Origin of the sequence: Bacillus sp. S2(2024) (genome assembly GCF_050474045.1) — a bacterium.
Taxonomy (GTDB): domain Bacteria; phylum Bacillota; class Bacilli; order Bacillales; family Bacillaceae_G; genus Bacillus_A; species Bacillus_A yunxiaonensis.
On record NZ_JBFLUS010000003.1, the window covers coordinates 1875806 to 1894630 of the forward strand.

Consider the following 18825-nt stretch of genomic DNA (forward strand, 5'->3'; position numbering starts at 1 on the left):
GCGAAAACCTGTATTGGTAATGTAGGTTTTCGCTCTTTTTATTGTTACATGGTATTTATCAAGGTTGCAAGACTTATTTTGCGTATGTTTCAAAGAAGGGGAAACTTGGTAAATCAACTAAATATAAAAAGTTTGACCAAACATTTCAAATGGGAGGTATTTAAACTCAGTCTATATTGTATCGCAAAATAGTAATGAAAAGTGTGCTTTATATATTTTTTTCGATTGTTGTAAAAGAAAATATAGTTCCATTTTTATTTGATTGTAAAGTATATTTTAAATTGAGCATTCTAGATATATCCGCAATTATTTTTAATCCTAGCCCTGCACTTTTACTGTTAATATCGAAACCAATTCCATTATCTCTAATAGATACAACACTATTTTCAATGGTTACCTCAAGTGTTTTAGCTTTTGAATGTTTTAATGTATTTTGGAAAATATTATCAAATAACCTTTGGATCCACAAATCGTTACTAGTCCATATCAAATCTTTATTTAGTGGATTATATATTAATTCAATATCATGAATACTATACAAATAATCCCACCTTTTAACCATGGTTTCTAATAAATCATGTATATTCACTTCATCATTTAAAATATAAGAATTCTCTAACGTATCAGTGGAGTGTAAATTAAATTCATTGGTTAATTCAGCAATATGTTGTATTTGTTGATATAAAGATTCTAGTATGGGTGCTTGATCATTGTATTGATCTTCTAAGTAAAATAATTGTAACCTCACGGCTGTTAAAGGTGTATTAATATCATGTCTTAATTTATTTAAAAGTTCCTTTTTCATTTTCTCTTGTTGCTTAAGTTCTAATTCTCGATATGTAGTTCTTTCAATTAATAAATTTACTGACCTAATTAGTTCTCCTATTTCATTATCACTTTTAACGTCTAATTTACTTGGGATTTTTTTATCACTAGCTAAATTTCGAATAGTTTTATTCAATATATTTATTTTATTTAATAGTGAGTTAATTGATTTCGAAAATAAAAAGGCTAATAACAAAAGTGATAAAAAAAATACGACTAGCATTGTAGGATATGCAAAAGATTCATGAAAAGGAATGCCGTTATTTTTTATTTTAAAGGCCCTATCATAAATTACTGACATAAAGATACTAATCAATAGTAATAAAAACGGTACGCTTATAACAGCGGAAAATAATAATAATTGGTATTTCTTCTTTAATTTCATTTCTTTATATAGGTATTTAATCTATACCCTTCTCCATATATATTTTGAATAATCTCACTCATTTTATCATTGATTTTTGTTCTGATTTTTTTTATGTGTACATTCATGATATTTGGATTTCTGTCTTCAAGTTGCCATAAATAGTCAAAGAAATGTTCTTTCGTTAAAATTCTATCTCTATTTTCATATAAATAGAAGAATATTTTACGCTCAATCGCTGTAAAAACAACTTCATTATACAAACTGTTATTGAAAACCTTTTTATGTTTTGCGTCAATATATAAATGTTTGATTTGCGTAAAAGTACCGTATTGATTATCTAGCATTTTCTGCATCCTTAGTAACAACTCTCTAGGATCAAAAGGCTTTATCATATAATCCTCACCGATTGTCAAGCCTTGGAGTTTACTATCAATATCATTTCGAGCGGATAGAAAAATAACTGGAATATTTAATCCAAGATTTTTTATTTTCTTTGTAATTTGATAGCCATCTTCACCTGGCAACATAATATCCATTATGACTAAATCTATTTCATTGATTATATCAAGAATATCTTTTCCTTCTTTTCTCCAACAAACATTATACTCTTCGCGTCGCAAGATTTTTTGCAATAAATCTCCAATTATTAAATCATCTTCAACAATTAAAATGTTATATCCTTTCATCACTTAGGCCTTTCATTTTTAAAATAAAAATCTCTTAATTTTTCCCTACTTTTTTATTGATAAAATCCATAGCAAGATTATATATCTCATCAGGAGCGTATAAATAAATACTGTGCGTACCTTTTATTTTTATTACATCTGCTATGAATAATTGGTCTGCAAATTCCTTATAATCTTTATTTTTTTGTTTTGTATATTTTGAGTTTTTATATTGATTAGTAACCGCATCTATAAATAAAATAGGTGTTTCTTTTGGTATCGGTAAGTTAACTGATTTTTTACTATTAGTGTAACTCTGTAAAAGCTCTTTCTCCATATCATCATTAAAAAGTTGTTTATATGCTAGCGCTTTATAAACTTCTTTTTCCTGTTTAGTTAAAAAAGATTGCCGAATCACTTCGGGATTATAAGTAGCAGAAGGAACAAGACGATGTACGCCTATTTTAGTTAAAATATTTATTCCTCTTACTTTTAATGAATCTAATAGATTCATTTTATAAGATACGTACTGCTGAGGTAAACCAATATCTAAAGCAATAATTGCCTTTACTTCATTTGGGTATTTTTGCGCCCAGTAAATCGCTTCTATACCTGATATAGAGTGTGGCACTAAAATATACGGAGGTTTATTTCCGCTTTGAATTAGCGCTTTTCTAGTTTGTTCTAATATTGTATCAATATCTCTGTCATCGTGAAAAACATCACTGTACCCATAACCTGCTCTTTCAATTACAGCAATCTTGTTTTCTTTTGAAAACTTGCTATATAATCCTTTCAATTCATAAACAGGGGCAGCTATCCCAGAGCCAGACATAAATACATATGTATCCTCACCGCTTCCTTCATTATATACATTAATTTTTTTGTTATTAAAATTAATTAATGTTCCTTCATTCTTAATTAATGCTGCTTCTTTGCTTAATTGATAGTTATGGTAAATAAAAACAGATACTGATACGAGTAAGATAACGGCAATTAATATAACAAATATATTCTTTAATACTTTACATAATTTTCTCATGGGATTCTCCTTTCAAGTTATATTGAAAGGATACGATATAAAAATAAATTTCTAATTAATTTTATAGTAATTAAATTTTTATTTGTGTTTTTAAATACAAGCCATTTTTCAACTGCAGGTGTTCTCCTTCTTTGGACATAAACGCATTTCATTGGTAATCATAACCAAAGAGGGGAGAGCATCGCAACTTTTTTACCAATGTCAAGACTTTATCCCGCATTAACGGACAGTAAAACTCCCGCCTCAAGATTCAAAGAAAAGCGAAGAAAATAGGTGAGGGATAACTGTCCGTAAAAGCCCGATGGTGAGAGCTTTCCATCAATAGGAGATGAAAAAAACACTGATGGAAGTTTCACTTTATTCAAAACACCCCGACTTAAGTTCAACGCCACAGCTATGATTAGTTATATGGAGTTATTATAGTCAATGGAGTTATCTATTGAGAAAATTGTTAATTTCATTGCAGCAGCAGACCATACGAAGCAGGCTGAATGTGGATTTAAAATAAAGTTCGATGATTTATAAAAAAGTTTGATCATTTATAATAAAGAATGATAATTTGTAAAAAAGTTTGATAAAAAAATCTATTTTGTAGAGTATTTCTTTGTTCAACAATCGGGCCAGATTGTTGAGTAAAAGCCAAATGAAATTTAGCAGTTTAAATAATATGTTGATTAAAAACAGAAACACACTTTGCCAAAATAAAGTAGACATAAGGGGGAAGTTTGATGAGTAGAATAATGCTTCGGAATGTGATTGAAGATGACCTTCCTATTTTTTTCAAACACCAACAGGACCGTGAAGCAAACTATATGGCAGCCTTTACAGGTAAAGATCCAAATGATTGGGACAGTTTTTTAACACACTGGAATAAAATCCTCACGAATGAGGACATTATTAAGCAAACGATCATTTTCGAAGATATCGTTGTTGGACACGTTTCATGCTTTGAACAGTTTGGTGAACTAGAAGTAAGCTATTGGATTGAAAAGGAATATTGGGGAAAAGGAATCGCAACTAAAGCGTTATGGGAGTTTTTAAAACAAATTTCAATACGCCCCCTTTATACTCGGGCTGCAAAAGACAATTCCGGATCTCTTAAGGTTCTAGAAAAATGTGGCTTCGTGATTACTGGTGAGGACAGTGGGTTTTCTAATGCACGTGGCGAAGAGATGGAGGAGTTTATTCTCACCCTCAATTAAAGAAATCTAAAAGTATAGTGTTTATTACGTTATCGGGCGCTTTAATGGAGGAATGATCACAAAAATTATCAAACTTTTTTATAAAAGGATGATTCAATTGAATATAGAAAAAGCGTGTTTTGAACAATCTTTTTTCGAACCACGCTTTTTTTATTTGCTCTTTTATCAAGGTTTATTAAGTTAATTTAATCAAACTTTATTCCAAGGCTACACTGAAGATTGGAAAACCTTTTCAATTCGTATAAAAAAAGAAATTGATAAAATTAGTGAAGAGACTGCCAAAAATGGTGGAGGTAACGTTTTAGTTATATCTCATGGAATTGCGATCATGACATTAGTAGACATGCTTGATAGTAGTAAAACAAAGCTTGGATTAGAAAATGCAAGTGTAACTAAAATTCTCTATAAGGATGGAGAATATAAAGTCGAATCCGTTGGTGATATGAGTTATGCTGAAAACGGAAAAGAAAGTGTAAAATTATAAAGGAATGTATAATGTAATAGAATGAGAAAAAGGCGGACTTCTTATGAAAGTAAGGAGCCACCTTTTTTTGCTATTGATAAGTGGGATAGTGTTAACAAATGTTAATTATCTTAATCTCAAAATGTTGGCAGGATCCTATTACTCTCAAGTTAAGAAATTCATTGTTCCACAAAACGAAAAAATAAGCTCGATTCTCACAGACAACGATGGAGAGATAAAATTTTCGTTTTGGGACACTTCAACATCTTAGATTGATGAGCAGGGGGTAACACAACATGCCTATCAATCTAAGATAATTTTATATCCATTTTAAAATGTAACAACATTTGTTTTATAATTTACAGATAGGGAGAGTAACATCTATCGTTGTTCCTTTATTCACTTCACTTTTAATCCATATCTTTCCTTGATGCATTTCAATAATTTTGTAACAAATCATTAATCCTAAGCCAATCCCATCTTCTTTAATGCTATAAAAAGGTTCACCAAGGTATGGTATACGATCTTGCGGGATCCCACATCCTTGATCAATAAATCGAATATTGATTTGATTATTATCATCTCTATCAATTTGAATGACAATTTCGCCTCCCGTTGGCATCGATTCAATGGCGTTTTTTAAGATATTAATGAATACTTGTTTTAATTGATTCCCTTCACAATGTATCATTGGAATAGTAGACATAACTTCTGTTTTCATTTGTACATTATTCATGAGTGCTTGGGGCTCTAGTAGCATGACAACTTGATTCATTAACATACTTATATCATTAGGCTGAATTTTCACTGCCTGAGGTTTGGCGATTGCCATAAATTCATTCGTAATGCTTTCAATTCGATCAATTTCTGATGATACTATATCTATATAGAGATGATTCGTTTTATTTTCCCCTGTTTTTAATAATTGGGTAAATCCTTTCATTGCAGTTAATGGATTTTTGATTTCATGAGCAATTGCTGTAGCTAATTGACCTACAACAGCAAGCTTTTCAGATTTCCTTAATAATTCTTCCGTCTTGATTCGTTCGGTAATATCTCGAGAAATACTTAAGAAAACTTCTTTTCCATTCAACTTGAATACACGAATACTAAATTCAGTCGTTATTTTCTTTCCTGTAGGAAAAACATATTCGTCTTGCAAAGTAAAAGAATCTTCCCCTTTTTTGATTTTTTCTATTAATCTTTTTATAAGGGGGGAATCCGTAGAAACAAGATCAGAAAATGGTGTACTAACAATTTCATCTCTACTTAAATGAAACCTTTCACATCCGATCGCATTTACTTCCATGAATCGAGTGGGGGTTCGATTTTTATCCAATTCTACTACGTATACCGCATCCGCTGCCTGTTCAAATAGTACGCGATATTTTAATTCACTTTCTTGCAATTGTTGATATAATTGATGTCGTTCTTTTTCTGCTTGTTTTCTTTCAGAAATGTCCCTACATATCGCAGAGAGAGCCATTATGTTTCCTCTTACATCTAGAATGGGTGAAATTGTCATGCTTATATCAATTAAATCCCCATTTTTTCGTTGCCTAATGGTCTCTAATCTAGTCATTGTAGATTTTCCAGACAGAATATTTTGAACGATTCCTATCGATTCATCCAGTAAGAAATCGGGTACACAAGGAAGTTTTTTACCGATCGCTTCTTGTATTGACCAACCAAATATCGTTTCATAAGCTTTATTCGCTTGTAAAATATGCCCTTCTCGATCAGCGATAATAATGGCATCTATGTTGTTATTTACAAATGACTCCAGTAATTCTTTGGTCTCTTGTAATTCGCTCTCCACTTTTTTTCTCTCTGTAATATCAATTGCAGAGCCAACAACTTCAATCACTTTTCCATTTCGCTTAATTGGCCTAAGTGCGATTAGAGCAATGGTTTCATTATCTGGCCAGGGAATTTCAAATATAACTTCATTCCCTTCCCATGCTTGTATATAATACTTCAGTAATTGAGGAACGAGATGGGGAGGAATAATGGAAGAATCTATAGTACGTAAACTTTTTCCTACCACTTGTTCAGAATAAAATCCATTTTGATAATAAAATTGTCCGTCACACATCGTATGTATAAAATGCGTATCTACTTTAATAAATTTAAAAATCCCTCCTTGCAGTTCATGAACAGTATCTTTAAGTTCTTGCTTCGATTTTTCTAATTTTTGATTCATTCTAAATAATTCTTGTGTTAACGAATATAATTTTTGATACGCTTCCATCAGAAAAAGTCCGATTAAAAGACCTAAACTTATAAATAGTAAGCTTTGAATGTAAAGAATATTAGATATTACAGAAGGAATGAAGAATTCGCCTACCAATCGAATCATAGCTATATAGCAAATTAGATAAAGAAAGCTAGCTTTAAATGGATGCAAGTTTTTCAAATATGTTTTAAAAATAGTAAATATAATACCTGTTCCTAATAATGCAATGATATACGGTCCACAATATCCGTCCATATAAATAATACGCATTACAAAAATGCTAAGTAACGTAATCCAACCGGCAGTACGACCAAAGTAAACAAATGAAAAAATGAGAGGGACAACTCGAAGATCATAGTAAAACCCCATGTATTTAAAAGAAAAGGCCATTAAAATAACAGCAATGATTGCCCCATAAATTTTTTCAAAGAACTGATTGGATTTAATTACAAACACTTGGATGAATATAGTTGAACTAACTAGGAAAGCAAAAATAAAAAGATTAATAAAAAAGTCTTTGATAAACATATCGTGTCCCTCCTTATATCAAACAAATTCGACAGAAAAGGAGAAAATCCTACAAAATTTATTTCGAATCATTAGATAAAAGAAAACATTTTTTAAACTGAACAAAAATCCGCTATTAATTTAAACAGAATTTTTCTTTTTTCTCCTGTTGAAATTGTAAAACTCCAGTCGTGTTACTTCATTTTGTAGCAACAATCATTATGTATGAAGAAAATTTTGTCGAATAAAGAAGGGAAAATAGTCTATGGAAAGGAAATAAATAGAAGGGGTTGGAAAAATAATGAAGGTAGGAAGAATCGGTGAAGAAAAAAATAGGTGAAGGAATTACAGCAGAGATTTATTTGTGGAACGAAAAAGAAATTATAAAACTGTTTCATGACAGTATTCATGAATCCCTTATTGAAAAAGAGTTTCTTGTAAGCCAAGAAATTCAAAATCTTGGATTACCAGTTCCTAAAGTAGGAAATAAGGTATCTTATCAAAATAGAACGGGTATTATTTATGAAAAAATTGATGGTGTAACTTTAACCGAACAACTGGCTAAAGATCCTATGAATGTAGGGAAAGAAGCAAAAAGATTTGCTGAATTGCATTTTCATATTCATAGCGTGGAATCTAGTACACTTTCGGATACACGTAAAATTTTAATTTCACATGTAAATCGTTGCAATCGATTTACACTTGAGCAAAAAGAAAAGATCGCGGCGTATATGTCAACATTACCAATGGACCAAGCAGTATGTCATATGGATTTTCATCCTGATAATATTTTAATGTCAGAGCAGGGACCGATTGTTATCGATTGGATGACGACAGGCTATGGCAATCCATTTGCTGATGTTGCACGTACTGTAATTATATTAAAATATGCTTATCTACCAGCAAGTATATCAGAATCAGTAAAGCAAGGTATTATAAGGCTGCGCCATGCATTTTGTGAGGAGTATGTAAAAGAATATTTAACTTTATCAAAAGGTACGTGGAAAGATATAGAATCGTGGTTTCTACCGATTATGGCAGCAAGGTTAATAGAAGGAATACCTCAAGGTGAGAAAGATGATTTATATAAACAAGTGCTTTCTCTTATTTGAGATGAAATAATATAAATTTCATTAAAGTTTAAAGCAACATACCAAAAATTTATAAAGAAAGAGTGAAGCATAATATGTGGAATTCATTATCTAAGCCATGGAAAGAGTGTTTCAATCAAGCATGGTTATCGTATTGTAACGGTTCATTTCCAATTGGTGCCGTTATTGTAGATGGTAGTGAAAATATCATTTCAAAAGGGAGAAATACAGTTTACGAGACGAAAGCAATGCCGAATGAAATATGTAATAACAAAATTGCTCACGCGGAAATTAACGCGATATTAAAAATAAACAATTTAGAAACAAATGCAATGCGAAAGGAATATGAATTGTATTCTACGATGGAACCATGTCCGTTATGTTTTGGTGCTATTGTCATGTCTGGGATTAGAAATATTCACTTTGCTGCAAGAGATAGGTTGGTCGGAGCAACCGATTTAAAAGATGGAAATGCTTATTTACAAGGGAAAAATATGAATGTTGCAGGCCCACATAAAGAACTTGAAATCGTACAATTTGTTCTGAAGACAGATTTTGTATTACGGAGAGGTCATTCTGTAGAAAGATTATTACAAACGTGGGAGCAAGATTGTCCTATAGGCATTGCTATCGGTCGAAAATGGTATGAGACAAATAAACTAATACAGGCGAAGCAGGAAAAGAAAGATATTTCAACTATTGTAGATGAAATAATAGCTGAATTAGAAGCTTTAAAAGAAAGCGGTGGAATAAAAAAATAGATGTGAATTTTGAAGATAGAAAATATGCTTTTGATGACATTGTCGAAGAATACGAAAATATAAGACCAACATATCCAAAGAATGGGGGATATGTTGGTGATATAAGTTATGGTGAAAAAGGCAAAGAAATTATTAGAGTATAAAAGATGTACAAAGTAATAGAATGAGCAAAAGGCGGATTTCTTACGAAAGTAAGAGACCGCCTTTTTTCTCTGAATCTTAAACACTTTAAAGATTTTAAAAGTGCTAAAAATCCCCTCGATAACTTTCTCTAGTGATTTTAAATAAAAATTGAAGGGATTTTCACTATTTATAGCGAATTTATGTGGTGAAAAATGGAAGTGGAGGGATTTTTATGAAGAGTTTTGTAAAACAGACTGCAAAATGGGTAACAGCTTCGACACTTGTAACTGGGATATTATGTCCTTCTGGATTTACTGTAAGTGCTGCAGAAACGGATTATTCTGTAAAAGGAGCCTACCATCCGGCAGTTACATCTCCTGTTCAGCTGAAAACACCATTCCAGTCACAACTCATGAATAAGCAAGGACAAGATATATTCGGTCCAACCAATCCAAACTATAAAATGAACATTTACTATGATTCTACCAATCACACTATTAAAGGAGAAATGACTGTCACCTTTACGAACAATACTCGTACGCAGTTGAACGAACTTTATTTTAACTTATGGGGAAACGCAGAAACATCTAAAGAAAATGGCGGAAGTATGTCTGTTTCTAATGTAAAAGTAAATGGGAAAACAGCAAAATTTACCGTGGATAGTACTGCATTACATATTTCATCTGTTCAAGTTCCAAATGATCAAAAATCTACTGTATCGATGGATTTTGTAGTTCAAGTTCCGGAACAACAAGATCGTTTTGGATGGAATAAAAGCACGGTTTCACTTGGGAACTGGTTTCCTATTCTAGCAGTTTACGATAAAGAGGGCTGGAATGTAGATGCTTATTTTCCATATGGAGAATCTTTTTATTCTTTAACTGGAGATTTTGATGTAACACTTACGACTGATAAAGCCCAGGTCATTGCAGCGACAGGAACGGAAGTAGGTCAACCAGTTAATTCAGGGAATTTAGCAACACATCATTATAAAGCTAAACAAGTTCGCGATTTTGCAATAGAAATGGATCCAACTTACAAAGTAAAACAAACGAAAGTAAAGAATGTAAAAATTAATGTGTATTATACAGATGAACAGGCAAAATATGCTGATTCGATGGTTGAGGCAGGAGTTGAGAGCATCAAGCTGTTCAGTGACCGTTTTGGAGAGTATCCATGGCCAGAATTAGATATCGTTGGCATGGAAGGTTGGTTTGGCGGAATGGAATATCCTCAATTAACGATGATTAGTATCGCTGGTAATCGTTCTCAAGAATGGGTCAAGCATGTTACTGCACATGAAATTGGGCATCAATGGTTTTACGGCATTATTGGAAATAACGAGCACGATGAACCATGGCTAGACGAATCATTTGCTAGCTTTGCAGCTGCGCTCTATAGCAATGAACTTGATCAACTAAAAGCGGAACCTGTCGGAGACTATCATCTTTCATATCCTGTTTCAACATTTGCTGAACGTGCTGCAGAAGGCGGAATTGGAGCATATTATAGTATGATTTATGGTTACGGTTCAAGAACAGTTAATGATCTTCGTCTTGAACTTGGAGATGAAGCCTTTTACAAAGCGATGAAAGATTACTTTAAAGAAAAGAAATTTGGTGTGAGTACAACAAAAGATTTTATTCAAATTATGGAGAAATCAACGGGAAGAGATTTGACAAACTTCTTTGCGTCTCATAGGGTATTTGTTTCTGACCAAGAATAAATAGAAAAACCTGCCGAATTCGATTCGTGGCAGGTTTTTCTATTTAACGATAAATATCCCGATGATAAGTTGCTACTTTCATCATATACAATATTTTGTAGAAAATATTATTATAATATGAGAGGATGAAGGTAACGAATTTTCACTCCAATATTGGTATAATTACAGATAAGTCTATATGGAAAATTGAATTGTTCAAGGTAAAAAAGTTATGGGGGACGAAGAGATGAATCGCCATTTAGAAGAAAGAAAATATACCTTTGATGATATTGTCTACGAATATGAAAAAATACGGCCGACATATCCAGGAGAACTATTCGCTGATATTATTAATTATTCGAAAATTAAAAAAGACTCTCCTGTTCTTGAAGTTGGCTGCGGTACAGGAAAAGGGACGGCAGGGTTTGTTCAATTAGGATATAAATGTATTGATTGTGTTGAGCTTGGAGAGAAATTAGCTCAATTTACAGCTGATAAATTCAAATATGAAAAAGACGTTCAAGTGTATCAAGGTGCTTTTGAAGAATGGATTCCCCAGCATAATGAATATTCGCTTGCATTCTCCGCAACTGCATTTCATTTTATTAATCCTGAAATTGGTTATCCGAAAGTGGCGAGTTTGTTACGAAATCATGGGACGATGGCATTTTTTTGGACATATCACATACAACCCAATACAGATGTTTTTCGAGAGATTGGAGCTTGCTATGAAAAATATGCCCCGCATTTACACCCTAACAAGTTACCAACGCCAGAAGAGCTAATTGAAGAACGAAAAAGTCTTACAATGAAACATAATTTGTTCCAAGATTTAATTGTGAAAACATATACGTGGACTGATACGTATACAAGTGATGATTATATTGCATTAATACATACACAGTCAGTACATCGTCTACTTCAAAAAGATATAAAAGAAAAATTGTTTCATAGTATTCATAACGTAATCGAAAAACATGGTGGCATCATTGAAAAACCACAGTTTGTTGCGTTGTATTTAGCGCGAAAAAAATAATAAAGGATATCCTTAATAAAAATTTAGGTAAGAAACAAAAAGTATTCTCTAGCAACGAATCTACATAAGAGAAGGAGTTTTTTGATGAATGATTTCGAATGTAAAATGTTAACGATGTGCATGGTGCAAGATGGAGACAAAGTTTTGTTAATTAATCGTCCAGATCGTTTGGGGTTTCCAGGGTACATTGCTCCAGGTGGAAAAGTCGACTTTCCGGAAAGTATTGTAGACGGGGCGATTCGAGAAGTACGTGAAGAAACCGGGTTAATTATAAAAGACATTATTTTTAAAGGGATATCCGAGTTTTGTGAACCAAACACGAAGTTACGTTATATGGTTTTTAATTATTTGGCAACATCTTTTGAAGGAAAATTACTTGAAGAACCGCCTGAGGGAGATTTAGTCTGGGTGAATATAGAAGATGCGCTCAATTTACCGATGCAAGATTGGTTCAGAAAAAGGTTTCCGCTATTCTTTGAGCCTGGAACATTTGAGTGGCATTCGGTATGGGATAAAGAGCGTGATATTACTTTAAATAGAGTCGAAAAACATTATAAAGAATCGCAGCTTCATGAAGTGTAATTCTTCATGAAAACGCCCCATTTTAAGTGTATACGTTAAAATGGGGCGTTTTTGTTGAAATAAGAGAAGTAAAATTGTTCAAAACAAGGCTACCGATTTTGCTAACAAAACGTGAAAAATATATGATAATGAAAATTTTATTTTATGACTTTTTCTTAGCCAAAGGTCACTATTGCTCCGGTACTTTTTTTCTTATGATGTTGTCGTAGAAAAAACAAAGGAGTGTATAGGGATGTTTAAAAAAATAAGTGATCTTGGGAAGGCAGGAATGTTTACGATATTAGTTTTAATAATAGCGTCTGTTATGGGATTGGTGTTTCATGTTAGAGCGGAGGTATATATGTTTTCACCTCTTATAGCTGTTGTAATTATGTTAATAGTTACAAGAGATGCTTTTACGAAAAAGGGATGGAAGGAACTCGGCATTCATAAGGCTGGATTTAGTAAATGGAGATTTGCGATATGTATCCCACTCATTGTGCTAACAACCAGTTATATATTGTTTTGGTTAACTCCTTATGCTTCTATTGTAAAACCAGAAGACCTCGATGGCGCTCCGCTATGGTTTGTTTTAATAAAGCTCCTTGTTGTATTTGTATTGTATACTATTACCAGCGCATTGGGCGAAGAAATCGGTTGGCGCGGATATTTGCTTCCTAAGTTACAAAGTGTAGGTACAAAGAATGCATTATGGCTTTCTGGTTTCATTCATGCAATTTTTCATTTCCCAATTATTTTTGCAGGAAATTATTTGACAGAAGGAAATCCATTTATAATTGTGCCTCTTTTTGTAGTGATGACTATGTTTGGCGGCATTTTCTTTGGATATGTGAGAATAACTACGGGCAGTGTATGGCCTGCTACGATTATGCATAGTGTCCATAATGTGTATTTCAATTTGATATTAGAGCAATTCACTCATTCTGAATCAAATGTTGCCCAATATCTTGGAGGCGAAAGTGGAATAATTGTTGTAGGTCTTTACGGGGTGGTATGTTTTTGGATTCTGAAAAAGGGAAACATAGCACGTCAAAATACGAATCTATCCCAGCATATTTAAAATAGAGTTTGACTGCCGATAATACCTGATGGGAAAATAAAGGAAATTATACTTCTTAAAAGAGGGTGAACCGGCATGTTACGTTTGAAACTTTGGAATTGGTATTTTATATTTATTTTTTTTATACGCACCATTTGGTTTTTTAGTATTTTTATGAATACGACTTCACTCAATTATTCAGACGATGAAGTGCCTAAAGGAATGGTATTTTTTATACTATTAATTCCTTATTTAGTTCCTTTTTATTTTTATAGACCTGGAAAATATCAACCTACTGCTTATATGATTACAGATTTTATTTTGGCAGTGGGTCTTTTCTTTTTTTTCACTGAAGCTTACCGCTCTTGGGCACTTTACGCAGTGACAATCGGATATATAAGTAGAGGAACAACACACCTTTGGACTGCTCCGGCCCTTTTGGTAATATTTCCAGTCTTAGCTATAATTACAGGGAATGACTCTAAAGAAATCATGGATGGATATGTAATTGCATATATTATTTTTTATGGGCTGGGATTTGCCTTAGGGAAATTAAGTGAAAAAAATGAAGAAATGAAAAAATTATTAGATTCAATTCATGAGAAAAACAAAATACTAGAGCAATATTCGAATCAGATCGAGCAATTAACGATTAAAGAAGAACGCAATCGAATGGCAAGAGATATGCATGATACAGTCGGACATACATTTACAACAGTTATTACTGGAATGGATGCACTTCCTTTTCTAATCAAATCCAGTCCGAAAGAAGCAGAATTGTATGTAAAGGATTTGGTAAACGTGGCCAGATCTGGTTTAGAGAGTGTGCGAAATAGCATTCATCAAATGTCCGTTCCTGAAGAATATAAGAATGTCACTGAGTTACTGCAGCAGATGATGACTGAGTTTTCGAAACATACTAGTACCATTGTAAGCTTTCACATACACGGAAAAGAACGAGCACTTAGTGTAATCGCTAAGCATACACTTCTCCGGTGTTTGCAGGAATCTTTAACAAATGCAGTTAATCATGGGAAAGCAAAAAATATTGATATAATGATACATTGTACTGAAAATGCTCTTGAACTTTGTGTAAAAGATGATGGTGAAGGGGACGATTCCCTTACGTATGGCTTCGGGTTAACTTCTATGAAAGAAAGAGTGGCTTCTTTGCATGGTTTTTTAGAAGTAAGTTCTAAAAGGTTTTCTGGTACTATCCTTATTTGCAAAATTCCTTTCATAAAGGAGCAATCTGTTTTATGACTAAAATCAAAGTTTGTATAGTTGAAGATCAAGTACTTATCCAAAAAAGCTTAAAAATTGTCTTGGAAAGCATGGCAAATATAGAAATTATCGGAATGGCCAGCAATGGGCAAGAAGCGTTGGAAATATGTGCGAAGATGAATCCTGATATTGTTTTGATGGACATCCAAATGCCGATTATGGATGGTGTAGAAGCTACTAGGATTTTGAAGGGAAAATATCCTTTTATGAAGGTAATTATTTTAACAACCTTTCAAGAAGTGCATTATGTATCAAATGCACTACAAGCAGGAGCGGAAGGGTATATTTTAAAAGCTGTTGATCCACAATTTTTGATAAAGGGGATTGAACTTGTTCATCATGGCGGCACCCTTGTTCCTCAAGAAATAGCAAAAACAATATTTCACTCCATAAAAAGTACAACGGAACAAGAGCAAACATACAATAACCCATATAAATTGAGTGATAGGGAAATAGATGTTCTATACTATCTATCTAAAGGACTAACAAACAAAGCCATCGCTGAAACTTTGTTTCTTTCAGTAGGCACAATTAAAAACTATATATCTATTATCTATTCTAAACTGAACGTCGAAAACAGGGCTCTAGCTGCCAAAATGGCAGTTCAAGAAAATTTAGTGCCTATTAAAAAGCAGGACCGTTGACATATGTTTACGGTCCTCACTAAAATAGCCATATTTACTTTATTTTACACCACATTTACATAAACACTCTCCCTATTTTAGATTCATATTTAAAATTTCACGTAACGTAATAAAAGAATTATTTTCTTTTTTTCAAAAACAAAAATGTTAAAAAGGAAAGCGTTAAGAATCATTCATTCATGTTTTTAGGATGTTTATTTCAATTTTAAAAGGAAGTTTTAGGTATTTTAAAGAAAAAGTTGTATGAATTGATACTAGTCTCCGAATTGGTAACATAAAAAAATGATAGATTAATTACTAAAAATCTTTTAAAGAATCAAGGAGTGATTTTAGGTGTATAGCGTTGAAATAAGAAGACCGCGAATTGAGGATATTGAAGAACTATACCAATTTTTTAGTACAACCATTAAAGATACATTTGCTAGAGAAGGTTTATCGGAGTTGGTTGATGATATAGAAAGAGAGATTGAAAGTAAGAAACAATACTTGAAATGTGACTTTGATAGCAATGGGAGCAATCGATATTTTTTGATAGCTGTGGATACAAATTGTAATAAAGTTATCGGTACAATTGAATATGGTCCAGTTAGTGAATTGATTAACATTTGCACGGATAGAGCATTGAAAGAGTTATATGAGGTAGGAACTGTATTTGTACTTCCAGAATATCAAAGGCGTGGTATAGGAACATTACTTTTAAATGTAATGTTTCTCACCCTGTTGAATAGAGATATTAAAGAATTTTGTTTAGATAGTGGATATACAAATGCACAGAAGATATGGAAGAAGAAATTTGGAGAGCCTGATTATTTGCTGAAGGATTATTGGGGTGAGGGATGTGATCATATGATTTGGAAGATACGCACTGATGATATGTCTATAATATTTAGTAAATGAGTAAAGTACGCTTTGGCTTAATCAAACACTAAAATTACTAAATTTTGTACAAAGTATTTACTTTTTCATTGGACAAATCCTCTTTCCAAAGATAACTTTTTCGCAGTTTATATTTACGAAAGCCGCTTTACCATACATGGATAATATTAATTGTTATTATTCAAATTGGGTATTTTTTTCACACCCTTGGATGACTCACTCCTATCATAGTGTCATTCAAGGCTTTTTTTATTTCTTCCATGAAAAAGTTGTACTATGTTGAACTGATTTACTATGTGAAACAGTTGAATTTACTAAATACAAAAAATAATGAAGTTTGCCTTTTCTTTGCAAATGCGTTCAAAATAAAAATGTAATGTTTACTAATTTTACGATAACTCTCCTACCTGCAAATTGACATTTATGAATAAGCCGTAACGAAAAAAGAAGGGGATTAGTTACAAAGAGCGAAGTAAATGATTGTGTATATATTACAAATCTTTTACACGATATTATTAAAATCAAAATCTGCAATACAATACTAATTCGTATTGTATTATAAAAAAAATAGGATACATAATCATGTTATTGTCAACTAAACTTAGTTTGCTTATGCTGAGATATGTACTACATATAAGAAAAAAATATAAGGAAAGGAATTCTATCTATGAAGCGAATTGCAATTGTTGCAGCATGGGAACCAGAGCTTACTTATCTACATAAATATTATCCAAGCTATCGTAAAGAAGAACGCGCGGCTTGGGAATTTCATTTTCATAATATGAACGGGACTGAATTGATTTCTGTCATAACCGGAGTTGGTAAGGTCCAATGTGCAAGTTGTGTTCAGCTTCTTATTAGTGAATTTCAACCAGAACAGCTATTTATGACAGGGATTTGTGGAAGTTTATCAAACAAAGTGAAAAATGGTGATATTGTTGTCGCCACTAAAGTTATGCAACATGATGTAACAGGAGCGGGAACTGGAACGGACCCATTTGATTTATATACAGGAAGAACAGCGTGTATTCAACCTCCAAGCCATTTGATAAAAGAAATGAAAAAGTTACAACTAGTTTATACTTCTCATTATGGTACATTCATTTCAGGCGATCAACGTATTCGTAGTTCAGAAACGAGAGAATTGCTTCAAACCGTTTACGGAGCACTTGCAGTAGATCAAGAAATTGCTGCATTTTCCTACGTTTGTCATGTGAATGGAAAGCCATTTCTTTGTTTAAAAGCTGCTTCAGATCAAGCGAATGATAAAACAATAGAAGAACAAAAAGTATTTAAGATGTTAGCTTGTGAGAAAGCATGCGAATACATGGTTGCATTTTTACTGCATTCTTTAAAAGAAATAAACGTGTAAAAATTTCACTTATGGTATTTTAACTATTTGGTAATGAATGTTTTAGAAACGGTATCTATACTACGAATCTGAGAAATGGAGTTCAGTATATAATGTACATTAATATCCCAAGTGTGGATGAAAAGAAATTTGTTCTTGATAATAAGAAGCTGCCTGCTGTACATATGCTTGATTAGAATATATTGAGTTATACACTCCATCTTAAAATTAAAAAAAGCGGTTACGAAACCGCTTTTTTTGCTGGGGATATAAATGCTAATTAAAGGATCTAATGTCTTGTTCAATACTAAACTCTATTATCTTTGAGCATGCTTCAGCGTTCGTTAATTCAATCATCATATGCCATGTTTTCAAAAAGATCTGTAGAAACAATACTAGATCGTTGTAAATTTTACCAAGAAAATGGCTGTGTGTATCCAATAAATGATGAACAAAAGAGTAGAATCATGCAAAGAAATACGGAGTTTGGAAATAGTGCTCTACGCGTATTAGCCTTAGCGTATCGCCCTATTAATTGGGATGCTGACAAACTAGAAGAGCAGGAATTAATCTTTGGTGGGTTAGTAGGAAAGATTGATCCACCAAAACCAGAGGTAGAAAAGAGTATTCTTGAAGTCTATAGATTAGGTGTGAAGCCTGCAATGATTACTGGGGACCATCCCAATACAGCTATTTCAATTGCGAAACAAATTGGAATTAAGACTATGACAAATAAAGTGTTAAGTTAGTTTTATAACTGTGTGGACGGGAGTTATATTAGGTGAAAAAGTAGCTAATGTGAAGATTGGAAAATTTACACTTGGGCAATTTGGAACACTCATTAGTGGTGTTTTACTAGTTGTTATTGCTTTTATTGCTTTCTTAGATTAATTAAAAATGATCTAATAACACATGCCCATCAACTTAAGAACGGAAACAAAATGAACTTTCGTTCAAATAAACTAAAAAACCCTTAAAACACTTTTTATCCTTAAAAATGAGCATGCCAAATAAACCTAGGTAGGT

Annotated in this window: 17 protein-coding genes and 2 pseudogenes; 15 read left to right on the top strand and 4 right to left on the bottom strand. The window is 32.5% G+C overall.

Features of this window, described 5'->3' with window-relative positions:
• Nucleotides 1–208: 208 nt before the first annotated feature.
• Genes AB1284_RS09345 through AB1284_RS09355 form a run of 3 tightly spaced genes read right to left on the bottom strand, consistent with a single transcriptional unit; the run spans nucleotide 209 to nucleotide 2899 of the window.
• Nucleotides 209–1210: a sensor histidine kinase gene (locus AB1284_RS09345; protein ID WP_429749924.1), complete on the bottom strand. Its 1002-nt coding sequence runs from the start codon at nucleotides 1208–1210 to the stop codon at nucleotides 209–211.
• On the bottom strand, nucleotides 1207–1878 hold the full coding sequence (locus AB1284_RS09350) for a response regulator transcription factor (RefSeq protein WP_429749922.1): 672 nt from the start codon (nucleotides 1876–1878) through the stop codon (nucleotides 1207–1209). Before AB1284_RS09350 ends, AB1284_RS09345 begins: the two co-directional genes overlap by 4 nt.
• A 34-nt stretch (nucleotides 1879–1912) precedes the next feature.
• Nucleotides 1913–2899: an alpha/beta fold hydrolase gene (locus AB1284_RS09355; protein ID WP_429749920.1), complete on the bottom strand. Its 987-nt coding sequence runs from the start codon at nucleotides 2897–2899 to the stop codon at nucleotides 1913–1915.
• 728 nt (nucleotides 2900–3627) lie between these two features.
• Between AB1284_RS09355 and AB1284_RS09360 the strand changes: the two genes are divergently transcribed.
• A complete protein-coding gene (locus AB1284_RS09360; RefSeq protein WP_429749918.1) occupies nucleotides 3628–4101 on the top strand; it encodes a GNAT family N-acetyltransferase in 474 nt (157 codons plus the stop codon).
• Nucleotides 4102–4315: 214 nt separating this feature from the next.
• Nucleotides 4316–4585 (top strand): annotated as a pseudogene (locus AB1284_RS09365) (histidine phosphatase family protein); the annotation flags it as partial.
• 331 nt (nucleotides 4586–4916) lie between these two features.
• Here the strand turns inward: AB1284_RS09365 and AB1284_RS09370 are convergent.
• Nucleotides 4917–7328 (bottom strand): PAS domain S-box protein, encoded by a 2412-nt coding sequence (locus AB1284_RS09370; protein ID WP_429749916.1) that lies wholly within the window; start codon nucleotides 7326–7328, stop codon nucleotides 4917–4919.
• Nucleotides 7329–7627: 299 nt separating this feature from the next.
• Between AB1284_RS09370 and AB1284_RS09375 the strand changes: the two genes are divergently transcribed.
• The 13 genes and pseudogenes from AB1284_RS09375 to AB1284_RS09435 form a co-directional block, all read left to right on the top strand.
• The gene (locus AB1284_RS09375) at nucleotides 7628–8419 is read left to right on the top strand and encodes a phosphotransferase family protein (protein WP_429749914.1); all 792 of its coding nucleotides are present in this window, start codon (nucleotides 7628–7630) and stop codon (nucleotides 8417–8419) included.
• 74 nt (nucleotides 8420–8493) lie between these two features.
• Nucleotides 8494–9159, top strand: a complete 666-nt coding sequence (locus AB1284_RS09380; protein ID WP_429749912.1) for a nucleoside deaminase — start codon at nucleotides 8494–8496, stop codon at nucleotides 9157–9159.
• Nucleotides 9160–9161: 2 nt separating this feature from the next.
• A complete protein-coding gene (locus tag AB1284_RS09385; RefSeq protein WP_429749910.1) occupies nucleotides 9162–9302 on the top strand; it encodes a hypothetical protein in 141 nt (46 codons plus the stop codon).
• 212 nt (nucleotides 9303–9514) lie between these two features.
• Nucleotides 9515–11008 carry a M1 family metallopeptidase gene (locus tag AB1284_RS09390; protein WP_429749908.1) on the top strand — a complete coding sequence of 498 codons (1494 nt, stop codon included), beginning with the start codon at nucleotides 9515–9517 and terminating at the stop codon, nucleotides 11006–11008.
• 226 nt (nucleotides 11009–11234) lie between these two features.
• A complete protein-coding gene (locus tag AB1284_RS09395) occupies nucleotides 11235–12023 on the top strand; it encodes a methyltransferase domain-containing protein (RefSeq protein ID WP_429749906.1) in 789 nt (262 codons plus the stop codon).
• An 84-nt stretch (nucleotides 12024–12107) separates the two neighbouring features.
• Nucleotides 12108–12605 (top strand): 8-oxo-dGTP diphosphatase, encoded by a 498-nt coding sequence (locus tag AB1284_RS09400; protein ID WP_429749905.1) that lies wholly within the window; start codon nucleotides 12108–12110, stop codon nucleotides 12603–12605.
• Nucleotides 12606–12837: 232 nt separating this feature from the next.
• The gene (locus AB1284_RS09405; RefSeq protein WP_429749903.1) at nucleotides 12838–13665 is read left to right on the top strand and encodes a CPBP family glutamic-type intramembrane protease; all 828 of its coding nucleotides are present in this window, start codon (nucleotides 12838–12840) and stop codon (nucleotides 13663–13665) included.
• 75 nt (nucleotides 13666–13740) lie between these two features.
• Nucleotides 13741–14907 carry a sensor histidine kinase gene (locus AB1284_RS09410; protein WP_429749901.1) on the top strand — a complete coding sequence of 389 codons (1167 nt, stop codon included), beginning with the start codon at nucleotides 13741–13743 and terminating at the stop codon, nucleotides 14905–14907.
• Nucleotides 14904–15572 (top strand): response regulator transcription factor, encoded by a 669-nt coding sequence (locus AB1284_RS09415; RefSeq protein WP_429749899.1) that lies wholly within the window; start codon nucleotides 14904–14906, stop codon nucleotides 15570–15572. The genes AB1284_RS09410 and AB1284_RS09415 overlap by 4 nt, the downstream gene beginning before the upstream one ends.
• A gap of 333 nt (nucleotides 15573–15905) precedes the next feature.
• Nucleotides 15906–16469 (top strand): N-acetyltransferase family protein, encoded by a 564-nt coding sequence (locus AB1284_RS09420; RefSeq protein ID WP_429749897.1) that lies wholly within the window; start codon nucleotides 15906–15908, stop codon nucleotides 16467–16469.
• A gap of 646 nt (nucleotides 16470–17115) precedes the next feature.
• Nucleotides 17116–17820, top strand: a complete 705-nt coding sequence (gene mtnN / locus AB1284_RS09425) for a 5'-methylthioadenosine/S-adenosylhomocysteine nucleosidase (RefSeq protein WP_429749895.1) — start codon at nucleotides 17116–17118, stop codon at nucleotides 17818–17820.
• 446 nt (nucleotides 17821–18266) lie between these two features.
• Complete coding sequence (locus AB1284_RS09430; protein ID WP_429749893.1) at nucleotides 18267–18548, top strand: hypothetical protein; 282 nt, start codon at nucleotides 18267–18269, stop codon at nucleotides 18546–18548.
• A pseudogene (locus tag AB1284_RS09435) lies at nucleotides 18547–18690 on the top strand (sporulation membrane protein YtaF); the annotation flags it as partial. The gene AB1284_RS09430 and the pseudogene AB1284_RS09435, both read left to right, overlap by 2 nt.
• Nucleotides 18691–18825 lie beyond the last annotated feature (135 nt).